General features: G+C 64.4%; 12 protein-coding genes. 5 read left to right on the forward strand and 7 right to left on the reverse strand.

Translation table 11 applies throughout. The annotated features are described in order from the left end of the window. Positions 1–170: 170 nt before the first annotated feature. A complete protein-coding gene (gspD, locus tag L2Y96_RS13550) occupies positions 171–2,516 on the reverse strand; it encodes a type II secretion system secretin GspD (protein ID WP_247326872.1) in 2,346 nt (781 codons plus the stop codon). Positions 2,517–2,702: 186 nt separating this feature from the next. Then, positions 2,703–4,118 carry an NADP-dependent phosphogluconate dehydrogenase gene (gene gndA, locus L2Y96_RS13555; RefSeq protein ID WP_247326874.1) on the reverse strand — a complete coding sequence of 472 codons (1,416 nt, stop codon included), beginning with the start codon at positions 4,116–4,118 and terminating at the stop codon, positions 2,703–2,705. 206 nt (positions 4,119–4,324) lie between these two features. On the opposite strand from gndA, the gene L2Y96_RS13560 reads away from it, so the two are divergent. From L2Y96_RS13560 to ykgO, 4 genes are all read left to right on the forward strand, one after another. After that, on the forward strand, positions 4,325–5,044 hold the full coding sequence (locus L2Y96_RS13560; protein ID WP_247326885.1) for a CoA transferase subunit A: 720 nt from the start codon (positions 4,325–4,327) through the stop codon (positions 5,042–5,044). A gap of 10 nt (positions 5,045–5,054) precedes the next feature. After that, positions 5,055–5,690, forward strand: a complete 636-nt coding sequence (locus L2Y96_RS13565) for a 3-oxoacid CoA-transferase subunit B (protein ID WP_247326887.1) — start codon at positions 5,055–5,057, stop codon at positions 5,688–5,690. Positions 5,691–6,089: 399 nt separating this feature from the next. Beyond that, positions 6,090–7,004 carry a LysR family transcriptional regulator gene (locus tag L2Y96_RS13570; RefSeq protein ID WP_247326889.1) on the forward strand — a complete coding sequence of 305 codons (915 nt, stop codon included), beginning with the start codon at positions 6,090–6,092 and terminating at the stop codon, positions 7,002–7,004. Between the two features lie 89 nt (positions 7,005–7,093). Then, on the forward strand, positions 7,094–7,219 hold the full coding sequence (ykgO, locus tag L2Y96_RS13575) for a type B 50S ribosomal protein L36 (protein ID WP_029213509.1): 126 nt from the start codon (positions 7,094–7,096) through the stop codon (positions 7,217–7,219). 104 nt (positions 7,220–7,323) lie between these two features. On the opposite strand, the gene L2Y96_RS13580 is transcribed toward ykgO, so the two are convergent. The 5 genes from L2Y96_RS13580 to L2Y96_RS13600 all read right to left on the reverse strand — a co-directional run bounded on the left by L2Y96_RS13580 (position 7,324) and on the right by L2Y96_RS13600 (position 11,922). Next, entirely contained in the window at positions 7,324–9,111 is a 1,788-nt protein-coding gene (locus L2Y96_RS13580) for a sensor domain-containing diguanylate cyclase (RefSeq protein ID WP_247326899.1), read from the reverse strand. A 188-nt stretch (positions 9,112–9,299) separates the two neighbouring features. Beyond that, positions 9,300–9,791: an Ohr family peroxiredoxin gene (locus tag L2Y96_RS13585; RefSeq protein WP_247326900.1), complete on the reverse strand. Its 492-nt coding sequence runs from the start codon at positions 9,789–9,791 to the stop codon at positions 9,300–9,302. 16 nt (positions 9,792–9,807) lie between these two features. Further along, complete coding sequence (locus L2Y96_RS13590; protein WP_247326902.1) at positions 9,808–10,572, reverse strand: SDR family oxidoreductase; 765 nt, start codon at positions 10,570–10,572, stop codon at positions 9,808–9,810. 76 nt (positions 10,573–10,648) lie between these two features. Continuing rightward, positions 10,649–11,656: a LysR family transcriptional regulator gene (locus L2Y96_RS13595; protein WP_247326904.1), complete on the reverse strand. Its 1,008-nt coding sequence runs from the start codon at positions 11,654–11,656 to the stop codon at positions 10,649–10,651. After that, positions 11,653–11,922 (reverse strand): sigma factor-like helix-turn-helix DNA-binding protein, encoded by a 270-nt coding sequence (locus L2Y96_RS13600; protein WP_247326906.1) that lies wholly within the window; start codon positions 11,920–11,922, stop codon positions 11,653–11,655. Before L2Y96_RS13600 ends, L2Y96_RS13595 begins: the two co-directional genes overlap by 4 nt. Before the next feature lie 144 nt (positions 11,923–12,066). On the opposite strand from L2Y96_RS13600, the gene L2Y96_RS13605 reads away from it, so the two are divergent. Next, complete coding sequence (locus tag L2Y96_RS13605; RefSeq protein ID WP_247326908.1) at positions 12,067–12,489, forward strand: cupin domain-containing protein; 423 nt, start codon at positions 12,067–12,069, stop codon at positions 12,487–12,489. The last annotated feature ends 64 nt before the right edge of the window (positions 12,490–12,553 follow it).

Here is a 12,553-nt window from a genome sequence, read left to right on the forward strand (position 1 = left end):
CCCTCGCCCCGAACATTCGCGACCTCGCCCCACCCATTCGCAACCTCGCTGTAGGAGCCCACCCTGTGGGCGACATCTTTCGCGAAGGCGCCACAGATCCTGTGGCGGCTGTACGAGAGGCGTCGCCCACAGGGTGGGCTCCTACAACGGCGGCGCGGGGGCCACGGCGGTTATTTCAGGGGGACGGTGACCGTGGGTTCTTTCGGCTCGGCGCGTGCCGTGCCTGCCGGATGGCCTGTGAACGGTCGCAGCGACTCGAACTTCTGCTGGTACTCGTCCGTCACCTGCTTGGCTTCATCACCGTTGGTGATGACCTTCGGGGTGATCAGCACGATCAGCTCCGTGCGGTCACGGCTACGGCTGGTGGTACCGAACAGGCGGCCGAAGATGGGGATACGGTTCAGGCCCGGAATACCGGTATCCGTCGTGCCATCGATCTGGCGGATAAGGCCGCCGAGCAACACCGTCTGCCCGCTCTGCACCGCGACCTGCGTGGACACTTCGCGCTGCTGGATCGGGAAGTTGCCGGTGGTCGTGTCCTTCACGCCCGGGGCGCTCACGACCTGGTTAATGTTCATGTACACCAGGCCACCCGGATTCACGCGCGGACGCACGTTGAGGATCACGCCGGTGTCCTTGTACTCCACCTCACCGATGGTGTTATCGGTATTGGCGTTGGTATTGATGTAGGTCTGCTGGATGGGGATCTGGTCGCCGACCTGGATATGCGCCTTCTGGTTATTCAGCACCACCAGCGATGGCGCCGAAAGCGTCTTCGTGTTGCCGTTGGTCTCCAGCGCGTGCAAGGCGACCGACAGGTTGTTGTTCACGAACGAATAGAAGAACGCGTCCTTCGACGGGTTGTAAGTGTTGCCGATGTTGCCCAGCGCCCACTGCTGCTTGTTGCCGGGCTGACCGACCGAACCATTCGTGCCGCCAACGAGGCCCTCGAGATACCACTGCACGCCGAACTCGAGGTCGCCAGTGAGATGCACTTCGAGGATGCGGGTTTCAATCTGCACCTGGAGCGGCACGGCATCGAGGCGCTTGATGGCCTGCTCGATCTCCGCCCACTGCGACGGGCGGCAACGGACCATCAGCTGGTTGTTGGTATCGACCGACGTGATACGCACGCCATCATCGGTAGTGATGCCACCACTGTGCTGGCGATGGCTCGACGAGTCGTCGTCAAGGCCGCCACTGGATGAGCCACCGCTACCGAACGACGAGCCGCTGCTACTGCTGCCGAAGCCATTGCTGGAGCTCGAGCCATTCAGGCCAGAGCTGTTGTTGGTGTTGAGATAGCCGCTGTTCGTCGACGACGAGCTGTTGCCGAAGCCACCCGTGGTGCTGCCGAGACCGGAACCGCCACGGTTGCCGAGATCGCTATCGCTGCCACCAAGCGTGCCGGACGAAAGACCCGGCCCGACCTTGCCACCGCGGTCCGACGAACCGCCGCCCGAGCCGCCGCCGTAGATATCGGAGAGGTAATCGGCCAGGTCGGAGGCCTGGACATTGCGCACGTCATACACAAAGAGTTGCGGCTCGTTGCCGCCGCCGCGATCGATGCGGTCGATCCAGCTCTTCACTTCTTCCAGATAGGTGGCGTTCGGGCTGATGACCACCAGCGAGTTGGTACGCTCGATGGGGATGAAGCGCAGCATGCCCGCCATGGGCGTGTTGCCCTTGTCGCCGAAGATCGAATCGAGCTTCGGGGTGAGATCCTTCACCTCCGCGCGCTGCAGGCTGAACACGCCCACCGACATGCCACGCAGCCAGTCCACGTCGAACGTCTTGACGGTGCGCGCGTAGTTGTCGAGCTCGCTGGCAGTGCCCGCCATGACGAGGACATTGCGGGTCGGGTCGGCCAGCAGCGTGGCATCGGCACGTGCGAACGGCTTGATCAGCTTCTGCATCTCGGTGGCCGAGATGAAGTGCAGCGGGAAGAGGCGCGCCTGCAGGCCGCCCGGGGGCGCAGTGGCCCCGATGCTAGGCACGACGTTGCCCGGCACGGCGTCCTTCGACGGCATGACCACGTAGCGGCCATTGGTGCGGACCAGGGCATTACCCGTCCAAGAGAGCAGGGTCTCGAGGATGGGCAGGGCCTGCTCGGCCGTCACCGGCTGCGAAGTGGAGAACGACACGTTGCCCTGCACGCCCGGCACGATCGAATAGTTCTCGTGCAGCAGGTCGCCCAGGATGGCCTTGACCACCGACTCGACCGGCTGGTTTTCGAAATTGAAGGTAACGGTGCCCTGCCCCTCGGCCACCGGCTTCGGTTCGGCCAGGCCCACGGGTTTAACGAATTCACCAGTTCCGGTAGTGATCTGAGCCGGAGCGACGACCGCACTCTGCGGACCCACCGGGGGCGCGACGATGGGGTGCGGCGCCGGCTTTTCAGTACCGGCCAGGGCTTCTCGCTGCAGTGCGCCATCGTCTTTGGGTTGTGGCAGCGACTGGCATCCGGCAAGCGCTACCACCAGCGCCGTAACGCTGATCACGGGCTTTTTGAACATGGAACAACGTACTCCCTCGTTGGACTCGGCGGCCTCTGCCCCTGGGGTGGCCAGTCGATTAGAGGCCCAACTCTATAGGGAGGTTCCCTTCCAGCGCTAGCACGCGATAACAACAACGCGACGCACGTACATAATCGGCGCGCCAGACCGCGGCCTGGCGCGCTATAGCGGGCCTGGGCGGTCTACTTAATCCGCGGCCCATTCCGCGTGGAAACTGCCTTTCTCGTCCACGCGCTCAAAGGTGTGGGCGCCGAAGAAATCGCGCTGAGCCTGAATGAGATTCGCCGGCAGCACATCAGCGCGGTAGCTATCGTAATAAGCGATGGCGGCGGAGAAGCCCGGCACCGGGACGCCAACCCGAACCGCCTCGCCCACCACCTCGCGCAGGGCGCCCTGGTAGCCCTGGACGATATCCCGGAAATACGGGTCCAGGAGCAGGTTCTTCAATGCGCCATCGTGCTTGTAGGCATCGGTGATCTTCTGCAGGAAGCGCGCCCGGATAATGCAGCCGGCGCGAAAGATCTTCGCAATCTCGCCGTAATGGAGATCCCAGTGATTCTCCTCCGAAGCCGCCCGCAGCTGGGCAAAGCCCTGGGCATAGGAGATGAGCTTGCTCATGTAGAGCGCCTTGCGCACCGATTCGATAAACGCCTTGCGGTCGCCGCTGAAAGCCGCCTGCCCCGGACCCTTCAATTGTTTGCTTGCCTCGACGCGCTCCTCCTTCATGGACGAGAGCACGCGGGCGAAGACTGACTCCGTGATCAGCGTCAGCGGCACGCCCAGGTCGAGCGCGCTCTGGCTCGTCCACTTGCCAGTGCCCTTCTGGGCCGCGCGGTCGAGGATCATGTCGACCAGCATCTTTCCGGTTTTCTCATCCTTGCGACGGAAGATCTTCGCCGTGATCTCAATCAGGAAGCTATCGAGCTCGCCCTTGTTCCATTCATCGTAGACATCGGCCAGCTCGTCGTTGGACAAGCCCACGACGTGCTTCAGCACGGCGTAGCTTTCCGCGATGAGCTGCATATCGCCGTATTCGATGCCGTTATGCACCATCTTGACGTAATGGCCCGCGCCATCCGGACCGATATAGGTGACGCACGGTTCGCCATCCGGTGCCTTGGCGGCAATTTCAGTGAGAATGGGGGCGACGAGGTCATAGGCATCGCGCGGGCCACCGGGCATGATCGACGGGCCTTTCAACGCGCCTTCTTCGCCACCTGATACGCCGGTGCCGATGAAATGCAAGCCATCCTTTGCCAGCTCTTCACCGCGGCGGACGGTGTCCTTGTAATAGGTGTTGCCGCCGTCGATGACGATATCGCCCTTATCGAGCAGCGGACGCAGCTCCTCGATCACGGCATCGGTTCCTTTGCCCGCCTGGACCATGAGCAGGATGCGCCGGGGCTTTTCCAGTGAATCGACGAACTCCTGGAGCGAATAGGTGGGAATGAGCTTCTTGCCCTTGCTCTCGTCCATCACCTCGTCGGTGCGGGATTTGGTGCGGTTGAAGATCGACACCGCGTGCCCGCGGCTCTCGATATTCCACGCCAGGTTACGGCCCATCACGGCCATGCCAATCACGCCAATCTTCTGCTTGCTCACGGGCATCTCCAGCCAAGCCAACGGAAAGGGGTTTGAGAATAGGTCGAGCGATAATGCCGCGCTTGGCGAAATACACACGGAATTCGCCGCAGCGCAGCATCGCTTCACCCCAGCATGCCTTGGAAAACAGCGACGGAACGTGATGGCGCTCAGTTATGATGGCGGGCGAACCGGCGGCTGGTCCGCCCTGAAGGAAACACGTACGCATGAACCAGGTGACGTCGCACAAGCGCGACAAGCGCGTGGCCTCCGCCCGTGAGGCGCTGGCCGGTCTCGTAGCCGATAACCAGATCGTCGCGGTCGGCGGCTTCGGCCTCTGTGGCATTCCCGAGCTGCTGATCGAGGCGCTGCGCGATTCGGGCGTGAAGGGCCTTACCGCCGTTTCCAACAATGCCGGCATCGACGGCGTCGGCCTCGGCCTGCTGCTGGCGACCCGCCAGATCCGCAAGATGGTTTCCTCGTACGTGGGCGAGAACAAAGAGTTCGAGCGCCAGTTCCTGGCCGGCGAGCTTGAAGTCGAATTCACCCCGCAAGGCACCCTGGCCGAAAAGCTGCGCGCCGGCGGCGCGGGCATCCCCGCCTTCTTCACCCGCACGGGCTACGGCACGCAGGTGGCCGAGGGCAAGGAAACCCGCGAGTTCGACGGGCAGATGTACGTGATGGAACGCTCCATCGTCGCCGACGTGGCGCTGGTCAAGGCGTGGAAGGCCGACCCTTCCGGCAACCTCGTGTTCCGCAAGACCGCGCGCAACTTCAACCCGATGGTCGCCACCGCCGGCAAGGTCTGCATCGCCGAAGTGGAAATCATGGTCGACGTCGGCGAGCTGGATCCGGACCAGATCCACACGCCGGGCATCTACGTCGACCGCATCGTGCACAACCCCGCGCCGAGCAAGCGCATCGAACAGCGCACCGTGCGCGCCTGAGGAGAACACCATGGCCTGGACCCGTGAACAGATGGCGCAGCGCGCCGCCAAGGAACTCTCCGACGGCGATTACGTGAACCTCGGCATCGGCTTGCCGACGCTGGTGGCCAACCACCTGCCCGATGGGGTCGATGTATGGCTGCAGTCCGAAAACGGCCTGCTCGGCATCGGCCCTTTCCCGACGGAAGACGAAGTGGATGCCGACCTGATCAACGCCGGCAAGCAGACCGTGACCGCGCGCCAGGGCGCCGCCTTTTTCTCCAGCGCGGATTCGTTCGCGATGATCCGCGGCGGCCATATCGATATTTCGATCCTGGGCGCCATGCAGGTCACCTGTGAGGGCGATATCGCCAACTGGATGGTGCCCGGCAAGATGGTGAAGGGCATGGGCGGCGCGATGGACCTGGTGGCGGGCGTGAAGCGCGTCGTCGTCGTCATGGAGCACACCGCGAAGGATGGCGGCCACAAGATCCTGAAGGAATGCACCCTGCCCCTCACCGGCAAGGGCGTGGTCGATCGCATCATCACCGAGCTGGGCGTGTTCGATGTCACGCCGGGCGGGCTCGAGTTGATCGAGCTGGCGCCTGAGGTGGATGTCGACACGCTGCGCACTGCTACGGGCTGCGAGTTCACTCCGAAAGTGTAAGTCTGTCGCGAAAGATGTCGCCCACAGGGTGGGCTCCTACGTAGGAGCCCACCCTGTGGGCGACATCTTTACGTGCTACCTCGTGGACGACATCTTTACGTGCTACCTCGTAGGAGCCCACCCTGTGGGCGACATCTTTCGCGTTACCCTATCCAGGCAGAAAAAAAGGCCCCGGTCTCACGACCGGGGCCTTCAGAAGAAAGTCGCTCCGCAGAGGGTGCCTCAGCGTGGGCCTCGGGGGGGGAGGTAGGCCAAAACGCCGGTTGATAGCACCGTTACGGAGCGAGGGCCACTACCGACCCAGGGGGAGGGGTTGGTGGTAGGGCGAGGAGAATCATAGATTTCCTAGGAAATGTTCGCCAATATATCTTTCAGCGACCACTTATACGAAAACCCACTATGTTCGACTTGCGCCAACTGCGCTACTTCGTGGAAGTGGCCGAGACCCTGAGCTTTACCCAGGCAGCCCAGCGGCTGCATATCTCCCAGCCGCCACTTTCCCAGCAAATCCAGGCACTTGAGGCCGACCTTGGCGTTCGCCTGCTCGACCGCAACCGGCGCCGCGTCGCCCTGACCGAGCCAGGCCGGATCTTCCTGGTTGAGGCCAAGGCCATCCTCGCCCGCGCCGAAAGCGCGCGCACGGTCGTTACCGAAGCCGCCGCCGGCTTCACTGGCCAGCTCCGCCTGGCCTACGCGGTCTCCGTGTCCTTCCACCGCGCCCTGCCGGAAACCCTGCTCCGCTTCTCGCACGCCGCACCGGGCGTCAGCCTGCACCTCGTCGAAATGCCCACCGGCGCGCAGTACGACGCCCTGCTCAGCGGCCAGATCGACGTGGGCCTGCTCCGTGCCCCGCCCGAAGGCGTCGCCAACGCCCGCCAGCTGACCATGGAAGTGATCGACGAGGAGCCGCTGATCCTCGCCCTGCCCGCCGGCCACCGCCTGGCGAAGCAAGAGGTGGTCAGCATGGGCGACCTGGCGCGCGAATCCTTCGTGGCGCCCCCGCGAACCGCCGCCGCCACCCTTATCGACCGCCTCACCATGTTGGCCAACAAGGCCAGGTTCCGGCCAAACATCCGCCAGGAAGCACAGCAGATCCCGTCCCTGCTCCCCTTGGTCGCTGCGGGCCTGGGCGTCGCCCTGGTCCCGGCTTCGTTGCAGGCGGTCCACATGGAGAAGGTCGCATTCGCGCGCATCGACGACCCGGAGGCGTTCTGGTACCTTGCCGTCGCCAGTCGCACGGACAACACCTCTCCGGTCCTCGAGAGCTTCCTGCGCACGGTCCGCGAGGCCCGCACCAAGCTGGGCCTCGGCTGAAACGCGAGTTGATTCCGGCGCTTGCGTAATGCTGGCGGGATGGTTACAATCCCGTTTTTCCCGTAATTCATTTGTATCAGGAGCTGGCCGTGAAGGTGCTTTCTTCTTTGAAGTCCGCGAAGTCGCGTCACCGTGACTGCAAAGTCGTTCGCCGTCGCGGCAAGGTGTTCGTGATCTGCAAGTCGAACCCGCGTTTCAAGGCCCGTCAGCGCTAATCAGCCGCGATGGGTTCTACTTAAAAGGCCGCGCAAGCGGCCTTTTTTGTGTCTGTTCGAAACGCGTCGCCTCGATTCGGATACGACTCCCCGACGAGGGAGCGTCAGCCCGAGGCAGCCACCGGGTACGGCGAATCAGGGATATCCCCACTATCGCCCATGAACACGCAATTGCGGCCCGAGCGCTTCGCGCGATACAGCGCGCCATCGGCCACCACCAGCAAGCGGTGCAGCTCAAAGCCACACTGCAGCGTCGACGCCACGCCAAAGCTCGCCGTCACCACCAATTCCGGCCGTGACGGCGTCGCCGACGTCGCCGAAATCGACAGACGCAACTGCTCCGCACGCGCCCGCGCCTGCGCCGGGCTGCAATCCGGCAACAACACCGCAAACTCCTCACCACCCAGGCGGCCAAACACGTCGCATGCGTGCAGCGCGCGCCGGCACACATCCACCGCCCGCTTCAACACCTCATCACCGACGGAATGCCCCCACGTGTCATTCACGTTCTTGAAGTGATCCAGGTCGAAAAGGATCAGGCACGCACCGCGATCCGAGCGCGCGCCGTATGCCAGCACACGCTCCGACTGCTCGACGAAATGCTCGCGATTGCAGATACCGGTAAGACCATCGCGGCGCGCCATGCGCATGAAGCGCATCTGCGAGCGGCGCAAACGCAACACCAGCGCCACGATGCCTACCAGCACCAGGCCCAGCACGAAGATATACAGGCGGCCGTTCTCGACTTCCTTGCGATCCAGCGCGTTCGACAAACGCAGAATCTCGTTCTGCTTGTTTAGCGCATCCACGTCGGCCTTGTGCGCCAGCGCCTGCTGGTCGACCACCTGGAACGCCACGCTGCGGGCGCTGATATCGTCCAGGGCCGCCTTTTCAGCCGCCATGTACTGCTCGTGGTATCCCAGCGCCGAACGGGCATCACCCACGCGCTGCTCTACCTCGTAGAGCACCTTGAACGCCAGGTGCCGCGGGAACGCCAGCGGATCGCTCGCATTCGTCGCGGCCGCCATATCCGCAAAGTGGTGGGCACGCTCGAGATCGCCCAACCCAAAGTAAGCGCCCGCCAGCGTCGTATCCACCGACGCCAGCAACACCGGCTGACCGAGCGCGGCCAATGCATCCCGGTACGGCGCCAACGTATCCACGGCAGCCTGGAACTTACCCGCCTTCAGGTAGTACGCGCCGATGTCGGCGCGAATCGATTCCGCAGCCACCGGCTCGCCGGCAAGGTTGCAGCGGCTGACCGCGGCGGCATAGTCCGGATCCGTGCCGACAAGGCGACCCGCATCCAAGCGGACCTGAGCCAGAAGCTGCATGCCTGCGCAACCACTTGCGCCGGCGACGGGATGATCGGCCACATCCTTCGCATACGCCTCGGCCAGGTCGAACTGCCCGGCCGAATCAAGAAGGCGCGCAGCAGCCATCAGGCCCACCTGGCGCGCGGCGTTGTCCTGCACCGAAGGCAGCAGCTCCTGCCACTGGTTCAGGCGGCGGAAAGCCTCTTCGTAATGATGGGCGTGGTCCAGCACCGGCAGCAGGGCGGCCAGCGCGCGAAAGCGCAGCAGGCGGTCGCTGGAAACATCCACGACGCGGTCGAGCAACGCCTTCGCCTTCGCACCCTCACCCCGGTTCGCTGCCTGCCAACCTTCAAGGAAGGTGAGCCTGGCACGCTCGCCATCACGGAGTTCATTGCGCAGCGGCTGGATATCCTGCAGCAACTGGGCGAAGTGAGCCGGCTCCGACTCCTTGATGCGATCGGCCTCGTCGACGATGTCCGCAGCCGCCGGCGGCGGCGCCGCAAACGCGTGCGCCACGCCGAGCGTGAGCCACGGCATGGCGATCAGGAGTGTTACGTGGCGGATCAAGCGTCGCATGGTCGTCGTGACCACTCCTCCCTGGTGCCGCAACAAGCGAAAAACCCTTTCGCGGCGCGCCGCGCCTCCCCACGAGGCGGCTTGTGGGCGTGATCATAACGATTTGCGAGGCAGCTCGGGTAGTCGGCCAGCTGGCCGGACCAAAGGGCCGAGAAGCCCGTCACGCGCCCACTCAGGATTCAAGACGCTCAGGACTCCAGGCACACCGTGCAATCGATGCCCTGCTTCGCCATTTTCGCGTAGGGGCAGAGCCGCTCGGTGTGGCGCACCAACGCCTCCGCCACCGGCCGGGGCACACCAGGCAGCGCGATGCGCACCTCCGCCACCAGCGTGAACTGGCCATCCGCAGGGTCCCGGCCAAAAACCACCCTCGCCTTCACGGACGCATCGGGTATCGCGATGCGCGAACGCTCGGCAAGCAACATGAGGGCACCGTGAAGGCATGCCGCGAAACCCGCGGCAAACAGCTGCTCGGGGTTCGTGCCGCCGCCCGAGCCGCCGAGCGCCGCGGGCAGCCGCAGCGTCACATCAAGCTCCCCATCGGAGGAGCGCGCCACGCCGGAGGCACGCGCATGCACCGCCGCCCCGCCCGTCACGGTGACATCCGCCGTGTAAAGCGGCTGGAAGACATCACCGTGGTAACGATCCAGGAAGGATACGTCGGGTGCCTTGGGTTGCATGGCGGCAACGCCGTGGTCAGGCCGCCGCGTGGGCGCTGGCCTGGCCTGCCAGCCAGTTTTCGAAACTGACCTTGCCCAGATGTGCACCCGGCCCCGGCAGCAGCGATTCCCAGCCAATGATGCCGCCGAAATACGGCGCGGCAGGATCACCCGTCACCTGACGCTCGTCGCCCACCGCATGCAGGTAGCGGCGCACCAGCTCATCCATGGGAAAGGCCTCCGGGCCGGCGATCTCGATAAACGCATTGCGTGGAGCCTCCATTGCCGCCTCCGCGACCGCTTCGGCCACCTCGGCGGCGGCGATCGGCTGGATGCCACCCGTGGAGACACGAATGAACGCACCCCGCCCTGCTTCATTCGCAATGCCGGCGGTGAACTCGAGGAACTGAGTGGCGCGCACCAGCGTGTAGGGCACGCCCGATTCGCGAATGATCGCTTCCTGGGCGTTCTTGGCAGCGAAATACGCGTTACCCGGCTTACGGTCGGTCCCCACGATGGAGAGTGCCACGTGGTGTTTGACGCCCGCCGTACGCTCGGCGGCAGCGATGTTGCGGCCTGCCGTGGTGAAGAACTGCATGACATCCTCGGCGGCGAACGACGGTGAGTTCGCCACATCGACGACGGTGTGCACGCCGGACATCGCGGCATCGAGGCCTTCGCCCGTGATCGTGTTGACGCCGGTGGAAGGTGCCGCAGCGATGACATCGTGGCCTTTCGCTTTCAGGTGCGCCACGACCTTGCTGCCGATAAGGCCGGTACCGCCGATGACGAGGTATTTCATGACTAACTCCGATGCTGTGATCCAGGACTGAAAGGCTAGGCCCGGTACCACCGGGCCGGTAGCCATGCGGGCGGCCTCACCGTGTTGCCACGGAGACACCAATCCGGTTGTCGTCGCCGCCATCGAAATCCCGCGAACGGATGGCCGCGATCATGTAATCGACGAATACGCGGACGCGCGAAGGCATCTGCTGGCGGCTCAGGTAACACACGTAATGGCCGCGATCTTCCGGCGCGTGCTGCGGCAGGCAGGCCACAAGCCGACCGGCCTTGATGTGCTCGCAGACCTGGTAGCCCGCGAGTTGCGCGAGGCCTTCACCATCCAAAGCCGCCTGCAGCACGAGGTCCGCGTCGTTGAACGAGAGCATCGACGCCGGGCGCATCTTGCGATCCCGGCCGTCCACGCGGAACTCCCAATCGAAGGTGCGGCCGCTCGCGAGGCGGTAGCCAAGGCATTCGTGCGCGGCGATGTCGTCCAGTGACGCCAGCACCGGGCTACGCGTCAGATAGCCGGGCGAGGCGCAGAGGAACATGCGCATCGGAACGATCTGCCGCGCGATGACCTGGCTGTCTTCCATGCGGCCATTGCGAAAGGCGACGTCCACATGGTCGGTGATGAAGTCAGCCGGCCTGTCGTCGAGCAACAGCTCGACCGCCACGTCGGGATACGCCGCACGGAAACCATGCAGCAGGGGTGCCACCACCTTGCGCCCGAAGCCGACCGCGGCGCGGATGCACAGGCGCCCACGAGGTGGCCCTTCACGCAGCTCGCGCATATCCTCCAGCGCCTGCGCGATACGTTCGACGCCTGGCTGGCAGTTCTCGAAAAACAGTGAACCCTCGGGCGTCAGCGACGTGCTGCGCGTGGTACGTGAAAACAGGCGCGCACCAACCTGACGCTCAAGCTTTTGCACGCTGCGGCTTACCGCACTGCGGCCAATGCCAAGGCGATCGGCCGCTCGAGCGAAGCTGCCCTCGTTCACTACGGCGATGAAAGCGATCACACCGGCGTAACTGGCGGAGAAGCTGGTGCTGAGTGCATCGGCACCCGCGCCAGTGCAAGGCGGGGAAAGCGGGACGTTCATGGCGGATCTCCGTGGGCGGCGGCGTGCAGGGCACGCAGGCGCGATCGGGCGTCGTCGATGAGCTGACGGCAAGCAGGGATATCGCGACCCAGCAGGCCCGCCACTTCGTCGAGCGGCTTGCCCAGGACCTCGCTGAGCAGGAACGCCAGTCGCGGCAGGATCGGCACGCGTTGCAGCACCGCCTGGAATTCCAACCAGACGCGATCGCAACCGTCGTCGCGGTGAAGAGCCGGATCGCACGATGGCGTGGCGTTTTCGGTGTCCATGCCCTACAGACGCGGCAGCGTGCATCGCTGTGACAGCCGCATTGGTGCGTTCGGCGCAACACCGTGCGCACGCGGCGGTGGCTACTGGTAACCGGAGGCCACGCCTAGCATGAACCTGGCTTACCCCCCACCGGAGGACTTTCCATGAAAGCCATTTTTACGATCGCCACGCTGGCGTGGCTCGCCGCCGCGGGCGCAGCGCTGGCGCACGGTGACACGCATGCGCCCACCACCGCACAGCCTAAGGTCACGCTGCTCAGCCACCACGACATGCCGGATGTGCCGGGCAAGGAGATCACCACCATCACGGTCGATTACCCACCTGGCGTCGTCGAGCATGTGCACCACCACGACGCCGACGCCATCGTGTACGTGCTTGAAGGCAACATCATCGAAGGCGTGAAAGGCCAGGCGGAGCAGCACCTGAAGGCCGGCGACACCTTCTATGAAGGACCCAACGACACCCACACCATCGGTCGCAACGCCAGCCAGACCGAGCCGGCGAAGTTCGTGGTGTTCATCGTTCATGACAAGGGCAAGCCGATCGTGCTGCCGGGCGAAAAGTAACCTTGCAGGGCAGGAATTTGCTCGACGGGGCTTACGCGCTCGTGTCACAACAGACGGTGTCGCG

Origin of the sequence: Luteibacter aegosomaticola, assembly GCF_023078475.1 — a bacterium.
Taxonomy (GTDB): Bacteria; Pseudomonadota; Gammaproteobacteria; order Xanthomonadales; family Rhodanobacteraceae; genus Luteibacter; species Luteibacter aegosomaticola.